Below are 22,424 nucleotides of genomic sequence, written 5' to 3'. Positions count from 1 at the left end.
CCGCTTCGGGTAAGGTCAAGATATCTGGGTGCGGGCCAGTGCATCTGTCACAAGATCGTGTGGCAACCACATCAGGCTTGCCGTACGAGTCCACAGGATGGCGGTTCGAATGCCGTGGTCCGGATAGATCTGAGCCAGCGCCTGTGCGTACGCCCCCATCTGTCGCAACAGGCCTTCAGGGCAGTCTTCCGCGCGGTCTGGAACGGTGGCATTTGATTTGAAATCAATCACATGCACTTCCGTTTCCGATACGATCAGACGGTCGACAACACCATGCATCTGCTGCCCGTTCAGAGCGGCAGCAATGGGCACTTCGGCCAACGTGTCAGGCGCGAAGACGGGCTGCAAGCCTTCTGCTGTCAGAACAGTTGCGGCTTCGTTCAATATCTCTTGCCGGTCCGTTTCCTGCATATCGGGCAGCAACCGGGCGCAAAGCTCTGGCCAAAGGTCTTTCTCTGCCTCCGGAAGGTGTTCCAGCAGCAGGTGCAGGCGGGTTCCGCGCAGTTTGGCCGTCTCTTCATCCAGGCCGGCATCACCGGGCAACGCCTTTGGGCCGCCCAGATCCGAAGGGCTGAGCGTGCTGGCAGGCGCAACCGGATCCGGTGCCGGATGATGAAACATGTCCGGCAAATCGACTGGCCCAACGTCAGTGTTCGGTTGATCGACCAAGGGCAGCGCGTCCCAATCCCCGTGGGACAGGCGGCGGATATTGGAACCCGGAACCTGCGCGGCCCCGGCCCGGTTCATCGCCGCCTCGACCATCTGATACCAGCTGTTGCCGTCTTTCCCCAAATCGCCTGCCGCCGCAACGATCAACCACTTTTCCGCCCGTGTCAGAGCCACATACAGCAACCGAAGCCGTTCGTTTTCCTCGCGGCTGCGCGCCTCTTCCCGCGCCTGCGAGATCAGGTTTGGTGATGCGTCCGCCGACACTTTCCACAACGGTGTGCCGCTGGCCAGCATGATCTCGGCGTCACGCGGAGGCTGACGCTTGCCGGTGTCCGGCAGGATGACGATCGGCGCCTCCAACCCTTTTGAGCCATGAACGGTCATCACCCGGATCCTGTTGCCGACGCCGCTCATCTGTCGTTTGATTTCCAGATCGTCGGTCTGCATCCAGACCATAAACCCCGTCAGGCTGGGGATATCCGTTCGCTCATAGGCCAGAGCCTGGGACAGCAGCGCGTTGATGCCATCTTCGGCTTCTGCCCCCAACCGCCCCAACAGCTTGCGCCGTCCGTCATGGCGGGTCAGGATACGTTCGATCAGATCATAGGGGCGCAAAAAGTCGATCTGGCTGCGCAGATCGTTCAGCACCGACAGAGTTTCGGGAAACTCTTCCGCGCGGTTGCGCAGTGCGGCCCAAAGGAACTGTTCCTTACGACGGTGCGCCAGATCGAAAAGCTGCTGTTCGGACCACCCGAACAAGGGGGATTTGAGAACCGTCGCCAGGGACAGGCTGTCTTCGGGCGTGGCCAGAAAGCTGAGCAAGGCCGCTAGATCCTTGACCGCCAGTTCAGCGCCCACTTTCAACCGATCTGCTCCGGCGATAGGTAGATGCAGCGCCTTGCAGGCACGGATGATCTCGGCAAACAGGTCCGAGCGGTGTTGCACAAGGATCAGAAAATCCCCCGGCTGCACCTTTCGACGAACGAATTGGCCGGATTTGCCATCTTCCGGGATCGTCTCACCCCGTTCGATCATGTCTTTGATCGACTGTGCAACCTTTTCGGCCAGAATGACGGTGTGATGTCGTGCGCCGGGACGATCAACCGGATCGGTCCAATCCCCGTCTTCGGTATCTGCAACCTTTTCAACCACGGGCCAAAGATCAACACGACCTGGCAGATCGGCCTTGAAAGCACGGTGCTGACTGTCCTTGTGAAACCCCGCATCAGAGCGGTTTTCGAACAGGATATCGACCAGAGTCAGGATCGCGCTGGAGGATCTAAACGAGTATTCCAACGTCGAATCCCACAGTTTAGAGCCTGATTCAGCCAGTTTCCGGCCAAACTCTTCCTGCATTCTGTCAAAGGCCTGTGGATCGGCGCCCTGAAAGGAATAGATCGATTGCTTCTTGTCACCGACGACGAAGATCGTGCGTTCAACCCCGGATCGGGCCCCTTCCCCGCTGGTGAATTCCTGCGCCAGTTTCTCGATCACGTCCCATTGATCGGGGCTGGTGTCCTGTGCTTCGTCCACAAGAATATGATCGATGCCCCCGTCCAGTCGGTACAGCACCCATTCGGCCACTGCCGGATCGTTCAACACCTGCCGCGCGCGCAGGATCAGGTCGTCGAAATCCAGCCAGCCGCGCAATTGCTTGCGCCGTTCGTATTCCGGCAGGAAGGCTGCGGCAAAACGGTGCAGAACCGCGGTTTTCTGCGCCGCGACCAGCGCCAGACGCTGTTCTCGTGCGGCTTCGATCCGCAGCATGAAGGCCTCGAGCTGCGGCATCCGGTCGGCCAGCACACCTTCGCGCAGGGGTTTGGTCGGAAAAGCGTTGAGTTTGGCCGTGAAGGGTTCCTTTGCGCCCTTCCCTGTCAGAAACACGCTTTCCAACATGGGTAGATGTGCCAATCTGGCTTCGTTGAACCCGGCCAGTTTCGCGGCGGCCTTGGCGTTGTTGCCACCGCTTTCGGTCAAAGCGGGCAGCATGGACCGGATCAGGTCGACTTCGCTACCAAGAAAAACCCGCCCAAGCAGCGCGGTTTCGTCAAAGCCGGCGGGCAGATCGAAGCGATGCAGCAGATCGGACCACTCCAGCGGCTGCGCAAACAGGTTGCGTTTTTGCGTGAGTGCAGCAGTCAGTTTGTCAAAACCCGTGTCCGTGACAAACCGGGCCACATCTTCAATCAACCCGGCCTGAGGGCCTGCGGCGAAATCTTCGACAATCTCCTCTCGCAACAAGGCTGCTGCGCGGTCTTCCATTTCGGTGAACTGCGGGCTGACGCCAGCCTCGAGCGGGAATCGTCGCAGCAACGAGGCGCAGAACGAGTGGATGGTCTGGATTTTCAGACCTCCCGGCGTTTCGATGGCGCGGGCAAACAGGGTGCGTGCTTGCGCCAGCTTGTCCGAGCTGATTTCACCGGGTACACCGAGGTCGGTCAGCTGTTCCAGCAAAGAGCTGTTATCCAGCATGGCCCACTCACCAAGGCGCTTGAACAACCTGTTCTGCATCTCGCTGGCGGCGGCTTTGGTGTAGGTCAGGCACAGGATGTGCTGAGGCTGGACTCCGTCCAGCAGCAAACGCGCCACCCGGTCCGTCAAAACCCGCGTCTTGCCTGATCCCGCATTGGCCGCCAGCCAGGTCGAAGCATCGGGGCGCGCGGCCTGCACCTGCCGTTCAGTTGCATCGTTGCGCGGGCTCATGTCAGGTCCTCAGGGCATGTTTCGGCTGTCCGGTCCCATTCGCCGAACCGAGCCAGGTGATCATAATCACCGATATCTGAATCCTTGTGCAGCATACGACGAGACGAAAATCCCTGATCAGGCTCTAAATAAGCGGAAATCAAATCTTTCAGCTCGGCAAGAACCTTGTCGGTTGGTTCTTCTTCCAAGGGCGCGGCAACCTCCTTGTAACTGCCACCCATACCGATGAAGATGGCTTCGGCCACGCCTGTCGGGTCCAGGCCCTCAATCCCGCCTTGCTCGGCCATGGCCGCCTCGATCAGCAACTGCTTGTCGAATTTGGATTGCTGACTTTCCGTGGGTGGCGCGCCGGTTTTATAGTCGATGATCCGCAACGTGCCCCGGCTGTTGCAATCGATCCTGTCCGCGCGCCCGACAATGGTGAAATCCAGAGGGTTCAGCACCAGCTTCATTGCCGCCTCAAACGCCACCGGCCCGCCATCAGCCCGGCGCGCGAGTTCTGCGCCAAGGAAATCCTCCGCGATCCGTTCCAACCGGGCCAGCCACAGTTTTCTGGCGGTTGGCCAGGCGACATGCTGATCCAACAGGGCGTGTGCCCGTTTCAGGAAATTGTCCCGCGTCAGCAAGGCGCTGTCGAGGACGCTGTCCTTGATGAAATGCTCGAGGATTTCGTGAATAACAATCCCTCTCAGCAAGGCATCGGGGGCTTGCACAAGTGGATCAAGCGGTTTCAGCCGAAGCACATGTTTGGCGTATATTGCGTATGGGTCGCGGATCAGCCTTTTTATCTCGGTCACAGACAGTCGGCGCGGGCGTGCGGCAGCCGGTGGGCGCGGAGATGGGCGCGGTGCGGGGTCGATAGGCGGCGCATCTTCCAGTGCCTCGGACCAGTTCAGCCATTTTTCGCCCTGAGCGCGCATTTTGGCCAGAGCTTCGGGGCCACCCTGACCCGGCAAACCCTGCAACAGGTTGGTCAGCCGGTTCAGCCAACGTGACGGAACCGTCTCGGCATCATCCGAGCGGGTCGCGCGGGTCAACCACACTTCGGGTGCGCCGACGGCCTGCTGGAAGTCATGCGCAGACAGGCCGATCCGGCGCTCGGGCAGCAACAAGCCGGCTTGGTCACGCATCTGCCGGTTCAGCCAGGGGTCGGGTGTTGGCGCCTCTGGCCAGCTTCCTTCATTCAACCCTCCAAGGATCAGCAGGTCGGCACCCTGCACCCGTGCTTCGAGCGTGCCCCAGATCATGATGTGCGGATGCGGCGCATCGCGGTCACGAACCTCTTCGCCCGCAAGCAGAGCGCCCAGCAGATCGGCAAAGTCATGGGCCGTCATCAGGCCGCCATGCTGCGCCTCTGCCCCAAGCGAATTCAGCACCTCCAGCGCCTTTTGGCCTGCGTTTTTGTCCCACAGAGTACCTGTTTCACCCGTGCTGCCAGCCGAGATCGCCTCGGCCAGTTCGATCAAACGCTCTACCCAGTCAGCGAGGTGCAGTTCATTGGTGATCTGCTGGTCGCAGAAGTGATGCACAACCCATTTGACCCAGCTTTCCGGGGCTTCTTTGCGTACCGCAAAAGCCGTAAGGCTTGCACTGTCAGGAAAGGGCGGGCCGTGGCGGCGCAGGTCAAGCTCCAGATCACGCGTAAGCAGCAAATGGTTTCCGCGGTCAACGCCGTCATGACAAAGCGGGTGCTTCAAAAGGGTCAGCAGCGTCTCGCCTTCCAGACGGCGCGTGAACAGGTTGGCCACATGGCGCAGAAAACGACCCGGCGGAGAAAGTTGCAGCGGCAGGCCAGCACTGTCGTCCGGCACGATGTTCCACCGATCCAGCGCGGCGCTGACCTGGCGGGTCAACATGCGATCCGGCGTGATCAGAGCGGCGGTCTGTCCTGTTTCCGCCGCTTGCCGCAGGCGCAGAGCGATGGCCAATGCCTCGGCGCGGGGTGATTGCGCCTCGACCAGCGTCAGGCCGTCGGTCGCGCCTTTGATATCGGACAGTTTGGGGCCTTCGGTCATCCATGCGTCAGTGACGGGCGCCGGACGTAAAGCCAGGGATACCAGTCGGTTACGAGCGGGTGAGGGGGCTGAAGAATCCGTCCATGGGGTGATCTGACCCGGCGCAAGTTCCAGCGCGCGCATCAACTTGCGGAAACGGTATTGTGGGTGATCTTCAGACGTCAACGCATCATCCAACCCCTGCCAAACGTGATCCGGCTGGTCGAAATCAAATCCGGGCAGCACCAGTGCCCCTTGTGGCAGGCGCGCGATGGCTTCCATCAACATCAGGGTGGTGCCACGAGACCCGGTAGAGCCCGCCAGAATGACCGGGTGTTGCGGGGGGGCAATCTGCCATCGTTCGATCAGGTTTTCGACCACGCGGCGCTGGCGGGCCTGTGCATCCATCGTCTGCCCGCCGGTGTCGATGAAATGATCCGCGATGCCGATAAAAGCCTGTGCCCGCGCCCAGTGTCCGGACATGTCGCTGACATCGAGTTGCCGGATCGCCTCGGGCGACACGCCCTCGCCCTGCATTTCGTCAATCAGTGCGGCCAGACTGTCGGACAGGTCAAAGACCGAGGATCGGGCGGCAAGATCCGGCTGTTGTTCCAGCAGCTTGGATACCAGCTGAGTCAATTCAAGACGTCGTCGCAGGGGTGGTATGGCTGGCGGGATCTGCGCCAGATCAACCCTTTCGCCCAGGTCCGTCACCAACGAGAGACGTGGCAGAAGGCACGGCGGCCCCTGATTGAACAGATCGCGTACACGCCGTTCCATCCGTCTTGTGTTCAGAACCAACTCTATCCGCGCCAAAGTTTCGGGCGGGCCCGAACAGCGCTGCCGCAGGCCATCGACCAACGCTTTTGGGAAATCCGTACCGGGGGGCACGGCAAAAACTCGGGGCAGGGTACCAGACTCAAACATCAGCCAGCAAACCCTCGGCCAGAGCGATACCTTCGGGGCGGCCTACGTCACACCAGCGTCCGGGGTATTCGACCGCAAAAAGCCGACCCTGATCAAGCATCTGGTTCCAAAGCAGGTTGAGCGAAAATGTAGTTTGCGAGAACGAATGCAATCCATCGGTCTTGAGGATCTGTGCCCCACCATAAACCAAACCGGGACCACGCGTGATCCGTCCATCCTTTTCGGCCGTGAAATCACCCGATCCAATATGACCAACGGTTCGCGCAACTGGAACACACATCAGCAGCGCGTCCATACGGCTCGGGTCCCAGGCTTTCTGCAACAGGGTCAAAGGATTTGGCCCGGACCAGATCGCGTCGGTGTTCAACGTGAATACGGGGTCGGTGCCCAGCATCGGCAAAGCAGCCCGCAATCCGCCGCCTGTTTCCAGGATTTCAGGGTCTTCCCGAGACAGCAGAACGCCTTTGGGGCCGAGATGCGCTGCGAGCTGATCAGCGTGATAATGCAGGTTGGCAACGGTACGGACAGGATCAAGATCTTTGACAAAGTCCAGCGCATGATCAATCAGTGGTCGCCCCGCCACTTCGATCAATGGCTTGGGCCGGTCTTTGGTCAACGCGCCCATGCGGGTGCCGAACCCGGCTGCGAACAGCATTACGGCAAATGGCGATCCGGTCATTGCGTTCTCAACTTGGCCAGGTTTTCCGGTGTGGGCCTGGGCAAAGCTTCGTGCAGCAGGGGCGCCACCGAAACCAGGGCAGGGTGATCAAGGTCGCGCATCAGATGTGCCCAGACGGCCGGGATCATGTCCACATAGTGAGGCTTGCCATATTCCGTCGCCAGACGTGCGAAGACGCCAAGGATGCGCAGGTTTCGCTGGGCCCCCAATACACTGTAGGCCGTGCGGAAATCATGGTCGTCCATACCTGACGCAAAGATGTAGTGGTTGATCATCTGCATTTCGATCCCGGCCGAGACATCTCGGCGTGCATCCTGTAGCAGCGACACCAGATCGTAGGCCGGGTGCCCCAGCATGGCCAATTGAAAGTCCAGCAGCCCGACGCGTTTCACGCCTTCACGCTGCGGCAGCCACAACAGGTTTTCCGCGTGATAATCCCTGAGAATGACAACTTTCGCACCGGATGTTTCACGATGCAGGATGTCCGCGAACCGGTGCTCGAACCGGGACAGGGCGTCTTCATCACATGCTCCCAGGATACCGGCCGAATACTTGGTGAAGGCCAATGAAGCCAGTTCCGTCATCAGGGACGGATCATATGACGGCAAGGACAGCGAAGGCGCCTGATGCAGGTGGAGCAGCACGTCGGTGGCGGCCCGGTACAATTCGCGTTCTTTGTCGGGATCTTTTTTCAGGACGCGCGCGAAAAGGTCATCACCCAGATCTTCCAGCAACAGAAAACCGTACCGGGTATCTTCTGCGTAGATTTCCGGAGCGCTCAGACCAATCGATCGGAGGTATTCCGCAACGCGCACGAAGGGTTCAACATCGTCACTTTTTTCAGGTGGCGCGTCCATCAAAACCGCAGTGCGCCCGTCGGTTGGATCAATCAGCCGTTCATATCGCCGGTTCGAGGCATCGCCTGCAAGTGGCGTACGTGTTGCCTCGGCCCAGGGTGTTTGTGCAATCAGGGCCTCGGCCAGGACCGTCCTGTTCGTCATACAGTATTCTCCAGTTTTTCCACCCATTTCGGAGCAGTCCAAGACAGGGTCACATGGCGGAATTCAGTATTGTTAGGGTCTGTTTCAAAGGTCAGCGTCAACGCGCCCCGGGGCGCCAACGGGCCCAGCTTGTCCGGCCATTCCACAAGGCAGATTGCCGTATCAAAAGCTTCCGTCAGGCCCAGTTCGTCAACTTCTTCCGCCGCGCTCAGGCGATACAGGTCGCAATGCCATATTTCACCTGATGGTGTGTCGTAAGCCTGGATCAAAGTGAAAGTTGGCGAGGGCACATCTTCGGGTTCAGCCATCAATGACTGAATGAGGTTGCGCGCGAAATGCGTCTTGCCGCTGCCGATCGAGCCTTCCAGCAGCACGACATCGCCCGGGCGCAGTGATGTTCCCAATTGCCGTGCGAAAATTGCGGTTTCTTCGGGCGATTTGAAAGTCAGAGATCGGGCGGTCTGTGTCATGCCGCCACAATGGCCTTGCGCCTGACCGGCTGCAACCCGGTTCAGGCGCTGATCTGTTCCATCGCGGTGGATTTCGACGGAAACTCGGATTGCGTAAACCGTACGATTGTCGCGCCGTTGTGAACCGGTGTGACGGTGCAATCCACGGTAATGCCGGTTCTCATCTGGATTTCAGCGGTCCATTCGGCGCGGTTTTCCCGCATTTCGACAAAATCCCGCACCTCACCCAAAACCGGCGTCGCAATACAGAGGTCTTGCCAGCGTCGCGTGACATCGGTGACCGTTTCGCTTTGGAACCCGACCTCGTGTGCGTCTCCCCACAGTTTTTGATACGCGTAGTTCGTAAAGGCCAGCGTGCCGTCATCCGCAAAGACGGCAATTGCATCCGCCAGTTTGTCCAGGATCGACTGCATCAGATCCATTTCTGATCGAAAGCGCCGCGTCAGCGTGATTTCGGCGGTGATATCCTCGAACAGAAAGGCCACTGCTCCGTCCGGATGAGGGCGCCCGCTGACGGAATAGACCGATCCGGATGGCAGCGACCACGTCTCGTGATAGTTTCCATCTTCAGCCGCTTCGAGAAGGTCGTTCATCTGACGCCGCCAGCTGCGGTAATTCTTCGGCTCGGGCATCATGTGTTGATCGCGCAAACGGTCGAAAAAACTGCTCAGGCTGGGGCGGCAACTGAGGAAATCAGGCGGCAACGAGGTCAGGTCGATCAGGGCCGGGTTGAACAGGGCCAGTTGCCGATTGCGGTCAAAAATGGCGAGACCAATGGACAATTGAGCAAAGGTCTTGGTCATGGTCTGCACGAATTTGCGCTGGGCGGTCTCCGCCTCGACAATCGCGTTGACGTCAACGGCATAGCACAGATGACCATTCTCGTGTTCGATCCGAGTCAAGTCGAACCAAAGCTTGCGATCAGTATCTGCCACATCCACCGACACGCGAATTTTTCCAGTGGGTCTTTTGGCATCCTCCGGGCTTTCAAAAAGCGGCGCAGTCAGATCGGTGTCCTGATCACGTGCCTTTTGAACAAGTGCGACATAGGCGGCATTGCACCATTGCACCCGGTTGTCGTTGCCCACCAGCCATACCGGATAAGGGGCCAGATCCATTGCCAGACGGGTCGGTTCGCTTGGGGTGGCCGGTCCTGCCGGGGAGGCCTTTGCGCTTTCGCAAAGTCGAACGCGGACGATACCATCAATCCACTCACACACGACTTCTCGTTCGATCGTGCAGTCAATGGCCGATACCACGATTCTACCCTGATCGCGCACTATGTCAGGCGTTTCGGGGAAAGTGGGGAAATCCCTTTGCAACAGGCGCCGCAGGTCCTGCCAGTTTCCAACATGTTCCAACCCGGCCAGTGCGAAATCAGAATGGCTGATCAGTCGGTCACCGTCGAACAGAAATACGGCGTCAAACAGCGAGGTGTTTGAAAACAGACCAAAAGACTTGTCGCGCTGCGCCCGGCGCGGCAGCAGCCACAGAACGGCGAAACAGCACGAAACAAGACTGATCGCGGCCAGAATGATCCAATCGGCCATCAAACTCCCCAAGCCTGAACGACATCCGGACAGACTATGCGTGGGATTGGTTAACGGTCTCTTAATTCACACCTGGATGCGCGTGTTGGAACCGGAAGGGACGGGCGTGTCGCCTTTTTGTGCATCAATCAATTTGCGAGGCCAGGTCACCTTGACGATGGCCCCGCGCCGATCCGGGTTGTCAGTCAGATGCTGGTAAGGGTCAGAACCATTGGCGAATTCCAGATCGGCGCCGCTGCGTTCCAGCAGGGTTTTGGCGATGAACAATCCCAGGCCCATGCCTTCGTATTCCGGGCGTGCTCTCTGATCGTATTCCGCCCGTCTGCGACGCATAAAGGGGTCGCCGATGCGTCCGATCATGTGGGGCGGGTATCCACGCCCGTCATCCATGATGCTGACGGTGATCCTGCCGTCGGTCCATTCGGCCTCGACCCAGACATTTGCACGGGCGAAATCCACCGCATTCTGAATCAGGTTGCGCAACCCGTGAATGATCTCGGGTTTGCGCAGAATCGAGGGCTGCTGAACATCCCCGTCCTGCGCGGGGCCTTCTGAAAAATGAACCTCTTTGCCGCGACCGACATGTGGTTCGGCCGCTTCGTTCACCACTGTCGAAAGCGGCGCCTGCCGCAGGTGCAGATCATCTTTGCCCGCCCGCCCCATGTCGCGCAGAATGTCACGGCAACGGTCTGCCTGCTCGCGGATCAAAGCGGCGTCTTCTTTCAGGTCCGGGCGATCGTCCAGTTCTTCGATCAGTTCCGCGCTGGTCAGTTTTATCGTCGCCAGAGGCGTGCCCAGTTCATGCGCGGCAGCGGCAACGACGCCCCCCAGATCGGTCAGCTTCTGTTCGCGCGCCAGCGCCATATGCGTGGCGGCCAGCGCTTCCGACATGGATTGGACTTCGGAACTGACGCGGTGGGAATAGGCGCCGATGAAGATGATGGCGATGATGATTGCGGCCCAGTTTCCGAACAGAAGGATATCCGGGATATCCAGAACAAGCCCGAGGCTTGTCCGCAACGGAAGGTGAAATTCCGCAAGAACAGTTGTCAGAACGATTGCAACGGCGCCGACGATCAGGGTCGATCGTGTGCTCATGACATTGGCTGAAATCGTGACCGGGCCCAGCAGAAGCAGCGCAAACGGATTGTTCAGCCCGCCTGTCAAATACAGCAGGATTGACAGTTGCAGCAGGTCGAACAGAACCATCAGGAAGTTTTCAAACTCGCTCAGGCGCTTGTTTTGCGGAAACAGCAAAATGGCGGTCAGGTTGCCCATGACCGAAATTCCGATGGCCAGGTAACACAGGCCCAGTTCCAGCTGCACGTCATAGTATCGCTGCGCCACCGTGATTGCGGTGAGCTGGCCGATGATGGCCACCCATCGCAAAAGGATCAGGGTCCGCAGACGAATCCAGCTGCTGCGTTCCTGGCCGCGCCAAAAAGTCTGATTGGATTCTGCCATCGGTTGCTTATGTCCTGTTGCATCGGCTGGTCATCTTGATAGGTGTCCCGGCCGGAACGATCAACAACCCCTTGCGACCGGATAATCGAAATGAGCCGTCTACTGTACGCAATTCTCGCAACCCTTGCTCTGGCCAGCGGACTTGGGGCCATGTGGCTTCTGACGTCGGGCGGCGGGTCCGATGACAAGTTCGCACAATGCCGGTCCAGCCAGATCGCCGGGGGTTCCGCCGCAATTGGCGGGCCATTTGAACTGGTGAATGGCAAGGGCGAGACGGTCACGGACAAAGACGTGATCACCGAACCGACACTGGTTTATTTTGGATATACGTTCTGCCCGGACGTTTGCCCGTTCGACATGTCCCGCAACGCCGAGGCCGTCGATATTCTGGCCGAACGCGGGTTGTCGGTGACACCGTTGTTCATCTCAATCGACCCGGATCGCGATACGCCCGAAGTGATGGCCGATTATGCCTTCAACCTCGGGGGCAAGACGATCGCGCTGACCGGCTCGCCCGAACAGGTCAAGGCAGCCAGCAAGGCCTACAAGACTTATTACAAGGCGCATGACAAAAGCGACGAATTCTATCTGGTTGACCATTCCACTTTCACATATCTGGTCACACCCGAAGATGGATTCCTGGAGTTTTTCAAGCGCGAAGACACGGCAGAACAGATGGCGGACAAGGTTGAATGCTTTCTGAAGCAGGGCGCGTCGTAACAAGGTTGTTTGACCTTTGTTCCCGCGCTGCTATTACTCATGTTCGAGCCAAAAGCATGAAATAGCGAAAGACCTAACATATGGCAGATACTTCTCAGCTTGACATCGGCCCTGATAAATCCCTGCTTTTGGTTGATGATGACGAGCCGTTTCTGAGACGTCTGGCCAAGGCCATGGAAAAGCGTGGCTTCGAGGTTGAAACCGCAGGATCCGTCGCGGCAGGGCGCGCGATATCCACCGCCCGGCCCCCGGCTTATGCCGTGGTCGATTTGCGGCTTGAGGATGGCAACGGCCTGGACGTTGTCGAGGTGTTGCGGGAAAAACGCCCCGACAGCCGCGTTGTTGTTCTGACCGGATATGGCGCAATCGCCACCGCCGTCGCGGCTGTCAAGATCGGCGCGACCGACTATCTGTCAAAGCCGGCGGACGCCACCGATATCACGAACGCATTGCTGGCGAAGGGCGACGAGATGCCCCCGCCGCCGGAAAACCCCATGAGCGCGGATCGTGTGCGCTGGGAACATATCCAGCGCGTCTATGAGCTGTGTGACCGGAATGTCTCTGAAACCGCGCGACGGTTGAATATGCATCGGCGGACGTTGCAGCGGATACTGGCGAAACGCAGCCCTCGTTAGGTCGGCCGGCCGCTCGATGACGGTTTAGTGACTTGTAACCTTGGACCCTGTCGAGGACTGTTCGGCCATCTGGAAACTTTTGTCAGAACAGGACCACTCGATGATCGGATATGTAACCGTAGGCGTTTCGGATATGGAACGCGCCAAGGACTTCTATACCAAACTTTTCGCGGGCAAGGGCGCGAAAGTGGTTATAGACGCAGGCCGGATCGCGTTCATCGGCAACAGACCAGACGCGCCGATGCTGGCGGTGTGCGAGCCCTACGACGGTGATGCCTGCGTCGCCGGAAATGGCAACATGGTCGCCTTTGCAGCCGCCTCCAAGGATGAGGTCAAGGAACTTTACGACAAGGCAATCAGCCTGGGTGCGGTGGACGAAGGCGAACCCGGTCAACGTGTCCCCGACAGGTTCTATGGTGCCTATGTGCGTGACCCGGATGGCAACAAATTGTGCTTCTACGTCTTTGGCTGAAACAGGGTGACAACAAACCCTGTCCAAGCTTCGGACAGTTCTGCGGGCAGTTTCCGTTCAGTACCTTCAGGGTGAGCAGGAGATTTCTGCGCAGAGCTGCTGCGCCAGCTGACGATATCCGATAGCGTTGGGATGCAGCCCGTCCGATGTCCATTCGGCGGTGTTCTCGCCGTACCCGCCCGGCGGGGTCAGAAATGTGCAGTTCGCCATCTCCTGACAGGCGCGTTGGGCAGCCGAATTGAAGGCCGTTCGAAACGCCTCTTTCTCCGGGGTCCAGCTTGCACCGGTGACGGGCAACACAGCACGCCAGATCAACCTTTCGGCGGGCATGAACACGGTCTTCAACTGTGCGACATACTCTGCAATCTCCTCCGGAGGTGTGGCCGCCAGAGCGTCATTGACCCCGATTCCAAGATACCATGTCGGAACATGGGCAATCAGTTCCGGTTTTGCCCGCGCGATGAGGCCCGGGGTGGTGTCGCGGCTGATCCCAAGGTTTAGCGAGTTGGGTAGGATGTTGCTGGTCAACCACCCTTCGATTATGGAATCACCGATGAAAGCGATCTGAATATCCGGTGAAGCCAGCGCCTGAGAAATTGGCCGTTCGTGCAGCCAGACCATGAGTTTGTAGTGATCGGTTTCCGTGACCGGGACATGCGCGCCAGAGATTTTTCTGAGTGCCTTCGAAACATACCCGGTTTCGACCAACGCTGCCGCAAGAACAACAGTCAGCACGACGTTGACGACAAGAAAAGCTCGGGTTCCGGTCTTTGTTTTCATCTTTTTCCACCAGTCCCCCGTACCACTCACCGCCTTCGGACAGCGTCTCTCAGATCTGTGCGATCAACTCTGCGTGCCGTGCTGTAAAGGCGTGCCGCACCTCGACCGGGGGGCGCAGCCTGATCTGTAAACCCGCCATGATCCCCCTGTCCGGACGGCCAAAGAATTTCGTGGCTTCGGCCTCGGAAAAGCCCGCGATTTGTGTGGCCTCCATCCAGGCACTGATCTTGTCGGCCTTCTTGATCTGGCGCTTCACCGTTTTTGGGACCTCAGCCGGTAGTCCAAACCGTATATGGATTGCTTCCGCCAGCCGGTCGTCCAACGCGCCATAGTCTGGGCCGACGGCGGATTTCACAGGCGAGATCATGTCGCCGATCACATATTCGGGCGCATCGTGTAACAATGCGGCCAAACGCCATTTCATGGGTGTTTTGGGGGCAATACGGCTAAAAATCTCTTCAACCAGCAGGGAATGTTCGGCCACGGAATACGCGAAATCGCCGTTTGTCTGACCGTTCCAACGAGCGACAAAGGCAAGGCCGTGTGCGATGTCTTCAATCTCGATATCCACCGGTGTCGGATCCAGCAGGTCCAGCCTGCGGCCCGACAGCATCCTTTGCCACGCTCTGGGTTGTGTTGCCATTCTGCCATGCCTTGTGAAGTTGGACACGTTCAATTCGCGTTTTTATGGTATGATGTACCTGTCTGGGTCACATGCTGCCAACATTTTCTTGAGCGTTCGTGCTTTGAAACGGCGCGGTAGGATCCCGACATTAAAGACTGAGGGGGGTGCATTCTCCTCCCAGTGTGCCCCTCTCGAACGGAAACACGTATCGAAAGGAGCATCCCATGTTCAAACGTTTATTCGCAATCGCACTGACTTTCGGAATGGCCGCCACCGCGCCGCCTGCCTTTGCCCAGAATTGTGCGGCACGGGACGACATCATATCCAAATTGCAGGAGAACTATGCCGAGGAATTGGCCTTTGGCGGCCTGCAAAAAACACGCGGCGCGCAATCGGTTATGGAGGTTTGGACCTCGAAAGAAACGGGAAGTTATACCGTTTTGGTAACCAATGCGAACGGTATCAGTTGTATTGTTGCCGTTGGCACCGATTTTTTTGAAGCGATACCAAAGATCGAAATTGAAGGCACACCAAGCTGATATTGGCCATATCGTTTCCGATAACAGTCTTCAAAGTTGCCACCTGCCCCAAGGAATGCTAGGGGCAGCCAGGACTGTGAATTACCGGAAAATGGAGCACCTGATGGCCGGGGACTATATCGTTAAAGACATTTCATTGGCTGGCTTTGGCCGCAAAGAACTGGACATAGCCGAAACCGAGATGCCGGGCCTGATGTCCCTGCGCGCGGAATATGGCGAAAGCAAACCTCTGAAAGGTGCGCGGATCGTTGGATCGCTGCACATGACCATCCAGACGGGCGTTCTGATCGAAACGCTGGTGGCGCTGGGCGCGGATGTGCGCTGGGCGTCGTGCAACATCTTCTCGACCCAGGACCACGCCGCCGCCGCGATCGCCGAGGCGGGTATTCCCGTCTTCGCCGTCAAAGGCCAGACGCTGGAAGAGCACTGGGATTATCTGGACAAATCCTTCCTGTTCGAAGACGGCCCGAACATGATCCTGGACGATGGCGGTGACGCGACGCTGTACATCCTGCTGGGCGCCCGTGCCGAAGCGGGTGAGGACATCATCCCTGTTCCGGGTTCGGAAGAGGAAGAAGTGATCAAGAAGCAGATCGCCAAGCGTATGGCGGCAAGCCCGGGCTGGTTCACCAAGATGCGTGACCAGATCAAGGGCGTTTCCGAGGAAACCACCACCGGTGTGAACCGCCTGTATCAGCTGGTCAAGGAAGGCCACCTGCCGTTCCCGGCGATCAACGTGAATGACAGCGTCACCAAGTCGAAATTCGACAACAAATACGGCTGCAAGGAATCGCTGGTTGACGGTATCCGCCGCGCCACCGACACGATGATGGCCGGCAAGGTTGCCGTGGTCTGCGGTTACGGTGATGTGGGCAAAGGCTCGGCCGCGTCGTTGCGTGGTGCCGGTGCCCGTGTAAAAGTCACCGAAGTCGACCCGATCTGCGCCCTGCAAGCCGCGATGGACGGGTTCGAAGTGACCCTGCTGGAAGACGAAGTCGCCAGCGCGGATATCTTCATCACAACCACCGGCAACAAGGACGTGATCCGCATCGAGCATATGCGCGAGATGAAGGACATGGCCATTGTCGGCAACATCGGCCACTTCGACAACGAAATTCAGGTGGCCAGCCTAAAGAACCACAAATGGACCAACATCAAGGAACAGGTGGACATGATCGAGATGCCCTCGGGCAACCGCATCATCCTGCTGTCCGAAGGCCGTCTGCTGAACCTGGGCAACGCCACCGGGCACCCGTCCTTCGTGATGTCGGCCTCGTTCACCAACCAGGTTCTGGCCCAGATCGAACTGTTCACCAAGGGTGACCAGTACGAGAACAAGGTCTACATCCTGCCCAAACATCTGGATGAGAAAGTGGCCCGCCTGCATCTGGACCGCATCGGCGTGAAGCTGACCCAGATGGATGCGGATCAGGCCGCTTACATCGGTGTCAAACCGGAAGGTCCGTACAAGCCGGAACACTACCGCTACTGATCGCCGTCTGGTATGACGCAGAATTCTGGGCGCCGCCGGTATTTTTACCTGGCGGCGTCTTTCCTTTTCAGGCTGGCGGTTGTTGTGATCCTTTTGGGCGGTGGTGTCTGGTGGGTGTTGGCGCATCCCGAAACGCCGATACCGTCGCACTGGAACCCGTTGCGTGATCTAAAGGTAACCGCCCCGATCACACCCGTCACAAAGGTCCAGTTGAACCGCGCGCTGGCCAGCGAAGCACGGTGCAGGGCCGCTCTGGAAGACGCAGGTGTTCAGTTTGAGGCGATGGAGGATCTGATTGTCGATCAGAACTGCGGCATCGCCGGTCGGGGTCGTCTGACCAAATTGGTGACATCGCGGATCGAGGATGTTGAAACCAGTTGCGCCACGGCGTTGCGCCTGACCATGTGGGAACATCACGTCGTGCAGCCCGCCGCACGCGATCTGTTTGGGGCGGACATTTCCCGACTGCGCCACATCGGCAGTTACAATTGCCGCCGCATACGCACCGTGCAGGGTCAAAACAGTGGGTGGAGCAGCCATGCCCGCGCGGATTCGATAGATATCGTCGGTGTGGATACCGTTGACGGTCGAACGCTGACCTTGCTGTCAAACTGGCAGGGCTCCGGACCGGAAGGCGCCTTTTTTCGACTGATCTGGCGCGGGGCCTGCGGTTGGTTTCGTGTGGTTCTTGGGCCCGACTTCAATCGCTTGCACGCGGATCATTTCCACTTGCAAGGCCCGGGGTGGGGCTATTGCCGCTAGAATTTTTCGGAAAGAAACTTGCTGGCTGCGACCAAGGGGGAGAAATCGCGGTTTTTTTTCCTTTTGGAAAAGCACTGGACGCGGCTAGTCTTTTGATCATCGGTAAAAGGTGCCGGGTAAACGGATCAAGGAGACTAGGATATGGGCAAGCGCGACGATCTGATCGCCAAATACGCAGAAGACCTGAAAACCAAATGCGGCATGGACCCCGATATGGACCTTTTGACCAAGGTCACCATCGGTTGTGGTCCGGCGATCTATGACGCAGATGCGGCAACTGTCGCGGCCAGCCAGGACTCGGAACTGGAAACCGTCAAGAACAACTTCCTGATCAAAAAGCTGGGTCTGGCAGATGGCCCCGAGCTGATGGAAGGGATCAACAAAGCCATGGAAACCTATGGCATGTCCGAGCGCAACAAGTACCGTGCCGTTGTCTATTATATTTTGACCAAGCATTTCGGAAAAGAATCCGTTTACAGCTGACCCGGTCGAAATTCACCAAGCGCCCGCCGAGATTTTGGCGGGCGTACTTAATTTGAGTTTCAATTTAAAGACTTGGCATTTGAAACCAGGGGTGCGGCTGCGCTAAGTTCAACCTGTGACCAGGACGGTCAGAACCAGATATTTCCATACGCGTGTGGTGAGTAGGGAGCACGCGGGGGTAGGGAAGGTTCTGTATCGTCAGAGCCTTCCCTCGTTTCTCATCTGAGTTCGTCAAGAATGCGCGCAATGAAATTGTCGAATTCGGTGGGCCTTGGGTCCGATCCCCCTTGCGAAGCACCGCCGCTGCCTGCCAGATAAACCTCTATCCGTCCCGGGCGGGTTTTGTTGCCTGAATTCGTGAAGTCCCTCAGAACACCGTCAAGAGCATCAGCCGCCAGCGCCGCGTTTTCAGCGTCGCTTGGATGATAGAATCGAACCTGTGTTTCTCGGACGCGGAAACCCACGCGGTCTGTTGATACAACTGTCGCACGGCCCTGTGTAAGCAATTCGTAAGCCCGGCTACTGGCTTCTTGTGACACTCTCGACGGGACAAAAAGCGAAACTTCCAGATCAATGGGGGATTGAGCGGGCGAAAGCGGTTTTACCTCTGCATAAGACGGGGCCGCAGATAATGTGATCTCTTGCAGGGCAGGGTCCAAAATCATCAAGGATACCTGCGAAAAGTTGTCTTTGTTCGACCGGTTGGAGTAGCGCCACGGAGGTTCCGCAGAAGCTGGATACAAGGTTTGAACATCCGCTGAAGAAGCGGTGGCCAAGATGGGCTCGAGCTGTGGCGGAATGAATATGGCTGGCGGAGACAAAGACAAGGCCGGTTCCGGGCCTGGGGATGGGGATCCTGGTTCCAACTCGCCTTGGCCATCCGCATTCGAAATGTCTTCAGCAGGAACCGGTGACGTCACAATCGCCTCAACCGAGACGCTCTGGTCGCGAGATGCGCCTGTTATCGCATCCTCGGGCTCTTCGATGATCGGAGGGGTGGAAACGGGTGCGCCCTGCGAAGACGCTGGATCGGTGGGTTCTTCTGCTGCTTGTGTGTCTCGTGGGGCCAGTGGCTCATCAATTCTGACAATGGACGCTCTGTCTGAAAGCAGTTCCTCGATTTCAGGCAAAGTTTCCGTAGCCGCATCCAGGCTGGGTGGGGGCGTTCCACTGGTAGAGCGCCAAATTCCGGCAATATTGGTGACACCCCATTGCAGCACCGCGCCGCAAACCAAAGCGGCCAGAATAATACCTGCTCTAACTAAGGGTTTATTCCTGTTTTTTGGTTCTTCCAAATGCAGGGAACGGACCCGGTCTGATACGATCTCTTCGATTTTGGTTTCGTCGGGCCGGGACAGATGCTCTGTCTCGGAAGGTTTCAGGGCGGGTTTTTCCTGCGCTTCACCCTGCGCCCCGCTGAGCACTCTGGCACGCTTTTCGCGCGCCTCTTTCAGGCGCGCTTCCCAGTTATTTGAATTCTTCGCAGCAACGGCGTCTTCGAATACCCCATTGCCGCCTTCTTCGTCAGACATGGGTCCATGCTTTCAAGAAAGACCGAACTTTATTCGGACACTGCCAAGTGCGCGCGATTGCAGGATAAGCGATCGACAAGCCCCCACTCGGCAAAGCCCAAGGAAAGATACCATCTTGCCAGGTGTTTGAGAAGTTCTGCACCTGACGACATGTTCCCATTCAGTCAGGCTGCGTTTCACCCAGCATGCAAATTATCCGCCATTCATCCTCGGTCACGGGTTGCACCGATAAGCGAGAGTTCTTCACCAGCACCATATTGGCCAGACGCTCGTCCGCCTTGATCTGATCCAGCACTACGGGTTTGGAAAAAGGCCGCACGGCCTTGATGTCCACGCACTCCCAGCGTTCGTCATCGGTGGTGCTGTCGGGGTGGGCCTCGGCGCAGACCTCGATAATGCCCACAACGGATTTGTCCTTTTGCGAATGGTAGAAGAACCCCCGGTCCCCAACCTTCATCTGACGCATGAAATTGCGCGCCTGATAATTGCGAACGCCGTCCCATTCCTCGCCCGCATCACCTTTCGCGACTTGCTGATCCCAACTCCAGGTCGACGGTTCCGATTTGAACAACCAATAGGCCATCAACCGACCACCTTTTTCCAAGCGATCAGTTCAACCGATTGGAACAATCCAGCCTTCGCGTAGGGGTCGCCATCGGCCCATGACTGTGCTGCGACCAGGTCTTCCACATCGAGGATTATCAAAGAGCCGATCATGGAATCGCCGTCCAGCAGTGGTCCGGCCTGTGACACGACGCCGGTTTCTTCGATATAAGCCAGGTGGGCCGAGCGGTTGTCCAATCGGGTTTGCAACGCGCCGGGTTTGTCACGAGCGATGAGGGCGATCAGCATGTTATTCCTCCTTGAGGGGTCGATTGAGCAGGTTTTGAATGGCCTCGGTGACACTGTAGGCGCCATGGCTCAGGTCCGCCACCGTGGTGCTGATGGGCATATCCAGCCCTTCCTTGGCGGCTATGTCCGACATGGCGCGGGCGGTGGCGACGCCTTCGACCGTCGTTTGACTGTCGAAGGGCTGATTCAGACCCAAACTCAGGCCAAAACGATAGTTTCGGGACAGTTCGGACGAGCAGGTCAGCACAAGATCTCCTAGCCCGGACAAACCCATCAGGGTGTCGGGACGCGCGCCGCGCATCGCGGCAAAGCGTTGCATCTCGGCAAACCCGCGGGTCATCAAGGCCGCCCGGGCGCTGTCTCCAAGACCTGCACCGATGACGGCGCCGCAGCCAATGGCCATGACATTCTTCAGCGCGCCGCCAAGTTCGGCGCCGACCGTGTCTGTGGTGCGATAGAGGCGCAGGTTCGCCGTCGTCAGTTCGGCCTGAAGCGCCTTGCCAAGTTCCGTATCCTCGCAAGCCAGCGTCAACGCGGTGGGCAGGCCGTGTGCAATGTCATCTGCAAAACTGGGCCCGGTCAGCAACGCGATGCGGGCATCCGGGACAACCTCTTTGATGACCGCGACAGGTCCAAGCCCCGAGGTCAGTTCAATTCCCTTGCAGCAGGCCACCAGAGTCTTGCCACGCAGGACCGGGGCGTGATCCTGCAAAGCGCTGCGCAATTTCTGCATTGGCACAGCCAACAAGAGCGTGTCAGCCCTCAGCGCCTCGGCGATGTCCGCGGTCACGGTGATGTCCGCGGGTAGGGCGATGTTGGGCAGCCGGGTTGCGTTTTCGCGCGCCGCGCGCATCTGCTTCGCCTGATCGGCGTTTCTTGACCACAGTGTCACCGGCCCGTTGCCTGCCAGCGAGATTGCCAGAGCAGTACCAAACGCACCGGATCCCAGAACGGATACGCTCATGCCTTGGCCCCTTTCTTGCCGCCGCCCAGCATGGCCGGGCTGTGCTGATCCAGAGGCCAGCGAGGGCGGGCGGTCAGATCCAGCCCGTCCCGTGCGCCGGTACGAAAGCGTTCCAGGCCAGCATAGGCAATCATCGCAGCATTATCCGTGCACAGCGCCAACGGGGGGGCGGTGAACCTGGTGTCTTTTTCAGCACAAACAGACTCTAATTCAGACCGAATGGCCGAGTTGGCGGCAACCCCTCCGGCAACGGCAATCACGGGTTCAGACGGAGAGTTTTCCAGATACAGATCGATTGCGCGTCGGGTCTTTTCGGCCAATGTGTCCACAATCGCCTGCTGGAATCCAGCGCACAGATCTGCGCGATCCTGGCGCGTCAAACCACCCTTTTCGTTCACGATCTGGTCGCGCATCCGCATCAAAGCCGTTTTCAATCCCGAAAAGGACAGATCGCAACCGGGCCGGTCCAGAAGCGGCCTTGGAAACCGGAATCGTTTGGGATCACCGGCGCGCGCCTCGGCTTCGACGGAAGGGCCACCAGGTTGCGGCAAGCCCAGCAGGCGGGCGGTTTTGTCGAAGGCCTCGCCCGGCGCATCGTCGATGGTGCCGCCAAGGCGGGTAAAATGTTCGGGCCCGTGGGCGATCAGGAATTGGCAGTGGCCGCCCGACACCAGAAGCATCAGGTAGGGGAAGGCAATGTTGTCCGTCAGTCGCGGTGTCAGCGCATGACCGGCAAGGTGATTGACACCCACCAGCGGCAGACCGGTTGCCGCGCTGATCCCCTTGGCGCACATCACGCCGGACATGACCCCTCCGATCAGACCCGGCCCGGCGGTGACGGCAATGGCGTCCATGTCTTTCAGGGAAAGCCCCGCGGCTTCCAGTGCTTGCAGAACGCAGACATCCAGCTTTTCCGCATGCGCCCGGGCTGCGATCTCGGGCACGACGCCGCCAAAAGGACTGTGCAGTTCGGTTTGGCCATGTACCACGGATGACAGGATTTCGGCTTCGGCGCCCGTCGTTTGGCGCACGATGGCTGCGGCCGTATCGTCACAGCTGCTTTCCAATCCCAGTACGGTAAGTGTTTGCACCATCACCCTGATCCGTTGCA

At 58.4% G+C, this 22,424-nt stretch carries 21 protein-coding genes; 7 read left to right on the top strand and 14 right to left on the bottom strand.

Annotated elements, in window-relative coordinates:
- Nucleotides 1-15 precede the first annotated feature (15 nt).
- From addA to regB, 7 genes are all read right to left on the bottom strand, one after another.
- Nucleotides 16-3,372: a double-strand break repair helicase AddA gene (addA, locus tag NOR97_RS15295; protein WP_257599674.1), complete on the bottom strand. Its 3,357-nt coding sequence runs from the start codon at nucleotides 3,370-3,372 to the stop codon at nucleotides 16-18.
- On the bottom strand, nucleotides 3,369-6,293 hold the full coding sequence (gene addB / locus NOR97_RS15290; protein ID WP_257599673.1) for a double-strand break repair protein AddB: 2,925 nt from the start codon (nucleotides 6,291-6,293) through the stop codon (nucleotides 3,369-3,371). Before addB ends, addA begins: the two co-directional genes overlap by 4 nt.
- Nucleotides 6,286-6,972: a nucleotidyltransferase family protein gene (locus tag NOR97_RS15285; RefSeq protein ID WP_257599672.1), complete on the bottom strand. Its 687-nt coding sequence runs from the start codon at nucleotides 6,970-6,972 to the stop codon at nucleotides 6,286-6,288. Before NOR97_RS15285 ends, addB begins: the two co-directional genes overlap by 8 nt.
- Complete coding sequence (locus NOR97_RS15280; protein ID WP_257599671.1) at nucleotides 6,969-7,973, bottom strand: aminoglycoside phosphotransferase family protein; 1,005 nt, start codon at nucleotides 7,971-7,973, stop codon at nucleotides 6,969-6,971. Before NOR97_RS15280 ends, NOR97_RS15285 begins: the two co-directional genes overlap by 4 nt.
- A complete protein-coding gene (tsaE, locus tag NOR97_RS15275) occupies nucleotides 7,970-8,443 on the bottom strand; it encodes a tRNA (adenosine(37)-N6)-threonylcarbamoyltransferase complex ATPase subunit type 1 TsaE (RefSeq protein WP_257599670.1) in 474 nt (157 codons plus the stop codon). Before tsaE ends, NOR97_RS15280 begins: the two co-directional genes overlap by 4 nt.
- 41 nt (nucleotides 8,444-8,484) lie before the next feature.
- Nucleotides 8,485-9,993, bottom strand: a complete 1,509-nt coding sequence (locus NOR97_RS15270; protein ID WP_257599669.1) for a PAS-domain containing protein — start codon at nucleotides 9,991-9,993, stop codon at nucleotides 8,485-8,487.
- Between the two features lie 66 nt (nucleotides 9,994-10,059).
- Nucleotides 10,060-11,457 carry a sensor histidine kinase RegB gene (gene regB, locus NOR97_RS15265; RefSeq protein WP_257599668.1) on the bottom strand — a complete coding sequence of 466 codons (1,398 nt, stop codon included), beginning with the start codon at nucleotides 11,455-11,457 and terminating at the stop codon, nucleotides 10,060-10,062.
- Nucleotides 11,458-11,547: 90 nt separating this feature from the next.
- Between regB and NOR97_RS15260 the strand changes: the two genes are divergently transcribed.
- The 3 genes from NOR97_RS15260 to NOR97_RS15250 all read left to right on the top strand — a co-directional run bounded on the left by NOR97_RS15260 (nucleotide 11,548) and on the right by NOR97_RS15250 (nucleotide 13,284).
- A complete protein-coding gene (locus tag NOR97_RS15260) occupies nucleotides 11,548-12,177 on the top strand; it encodes an SCO family protein (protein WP_170345895.1) in 630 nt (209 codons plus the stop codon).
- Between the two features lie 80 nt (nucleotides 12,178-12,257).
- Nucleotides 12,258-12,812 (top strand): ActR/PrrA/RegA family redox response regulator transcription factor, encoded by a 555-nt coding sequence (locus tag NOR97_RS15255; RefSeq protein WP_152459641.1) that lies wholly within the window; start codon nucleotides 12,258-12,260, stop codon nucleotides 12,810-12,812.
- 100 nt (nucleotides 12,813-12,912) lie between these two features.
- Nucleotides 12,913-13,284 (top strand): VOC family protein, encoded by a 372-nt coding sequence (locus NOR97_RS15250; RefSeq protein ID WP_170345897.1) that lies wholly within the window; start codon nucleotides 12,913-12,915, stop codon nucleotides 13,282-13,284.
- 66 nt (nucleotides 13,285-13,350) lie between these two features.
- Here the strand turns inward: NOR97_RS15250 and NOR97_RS15245 are convergent, their stop codons facing one another.
- Both NOR97_RS15245 and NOR97_RS15240 read right to left on the bottom strand, forming a co-directional pair.
- A complete protein-coding gene (locus NOR97_RS15245) occupies nucleotides 13,351-14,064 on the bottom strand; it encodes a GDSL-type esterase/lipase family protein (protein WP_257599667.1) in 714 nt (237 codons plus the stop codon).
- A 49-nt stretch (nucleotides 14,065-14,113) separates the two neighbouring features.
- Nucleotides 14,114-14,707, bottom strand: a complete 594-nt coding sequence (locus NOR97_RS15240; RefSeq protein WP_257599666.1) for an HD family hydrolase — start codon at nucleotides 14,705-14,707, stop codon at nucleotides 14,114-14,116.
- Between the two features lie 206 nt (nucleotides 14,708-14,913).
- Between NOR97_RS15240 and NOR97_RS15235 the strand changes: the two genes are divergently transcribed.
- The 4 genes from NOR97_RS15235 to NOR97_RS15220 all read left to right on the top strand — a co-directional run bounded on the left by NOR97_RS15235 (nucleotide 14,914) and on the right by NOR97_RS15220 (nucleotide 17,965).
- A complete protein-coding gene (locus tag NOR97_RS15235) occupies nucleotides 14,914-15,228 on the top strand; it encodes a hypothetical protein (protein WP_170345903.1) in 315 nt (104 codons plus the stop codon).
- A gap of 103 nt (nucleotides 15,229-15,331) precedes the next feature.
- Nucleotides 15,332-16,720, top strand: a complete 1,389-nt coding sequence (gene ahcY, locus NOR97_RS15230; protein ID WP_170345905.1) for an adenosylhomocysteinase — start codon at nucleotides 15,332-15,334, stop codon at nucleotides 16,718-16,720.
- A 12-nt stretch (nucleotides 16,721-16,732) separates the two neighbouring features.
- Nucleotides 16,733-17,482 (top strand): extensin family protein, encoded by a 750-nt coding sequence (locus NOR97_RS15225; protein ID WP_257599665.1) that lies wholly within the window; start codon nucleotides 16,733-16,735, stop codon nucleotides 17,480-17,482.
- A gap of 141 nt (nucleotides 17,483-17,623) precedes the next feature.
- Nucleotides 17,624-17,965 carry a DUF2853 family protein gene (locus tag NOR97_RS15220; RefSeq protein WP_170345908.1) on the top strand — a complete coding sequence of 114 codons (342 nt, stop codon included), beginning with the start codon at nucleotides 17,624-17,626 and terminating at the stop codon, nucleotides 17,963-17,965.
- A 218-nt stretch (nucleotides 17,966-18,183) separates the two neighbouring features.
- Here NOR97_RS15220 and NOR97_RS15215 read toward each other — a convergent pair whose 3' ends face one another.
- The 5 genes from NOR97_RS15215 to tsaD all read right to left on the bottom strand — a co-directional run bounded on the left by NOR97_RS15215 (nucleotide 18,184) and on the right by tsaD (nucleotide 22,407).
- On the bottom strand, nucleotides 18,184-19,497 hold the full coding sequence (locus tag NOR97_RS15215) for a hypothetical protein (protein WP_257599664.1): 1,314 nt from the start codon (nucleotides 19,495-19,497) through the stop codon (nucleotides 18,184-18,186).
- A gap of 160 nt (nucleotides 19,498-19,657) precedes the next feature.
- The gene (locus tag NOR97_RS15210) at nucleotides 19,658-20,080 is read right to left on the bottom strand and encodes an EVE domain-containing protein (RefSeq protein WP_257599663.1); all 423 of its coding nucleotides are present in this window, start codon (nucleotides 20,078-20,080) and stop codon (nucleotides 19,658-19,660) included.
- Nucleotides 20,080-20,349 carry a YciI family protein gene (locus NOR97_RS15205; protein ID WP_257599662.1) on the bottom strand — a complete coding sequence of 90 codons (270 nt, stop codon included), beginning with the start codon at nucleotides 20,347-20,349 and terminating at the stop codon, nucleotides 20,080-20,082. The genes NOR97_RS15210 and NOR97_RS15205 overlap by 1 nt, the downstream gene beginning before the upstream one ends.
- Nucleotide 20,350: 1 nt before the next feature.
- Nucleotides 20,351-21,313: an NAD(P)H-dependent glycerol-3-phosphate dehydrogenase gene (locus NOR97_RS15200; RefSeq protein WP_257599661.1), complete on the bottom strand. Its 963-nt coding sequence runs from the start codon at nucleotides 21,311-21,313 to the stop codon at nucleotides 20,351-20,353.
- Nucleotides 21,310-22,407: a tRNA (adenosine(37)-N6)-threonylcarbamoyltransferase complex transferase subunit TsaD gene (gene tsaD, locus NOR97_RS15195; protein ID WP_257599660.1), complete on the bottom strand. Its 1,098-nt coding sequence runs from the start codon at nucleotides 22,405-22,407 to the stop codon at nucleotides 21,310-21,312. Before tsaD ends, NOR97_RS15200 begins: the two co-directional genes overlap by 4 nt.
- Between the last annotated feature and the right edge of the window lie 17 nt (nucleotides 22,408-22,424).

The sequence above is a fragment of the Ruegeria sp. YS9 genome (assembly GCF_024628725.1).
Classification (GTDB): Bacteria; Pseudomonadota; Alphaproteobacteria; order Rhodobacterales; family Rhodobacteraceae; genus Ruegeria; species Ruegeria atlantica_C.
Note: the sequence above shows the minus strand (reverse complement) of the source record. Positions and strands in the feature narration are given on the sequence as shown.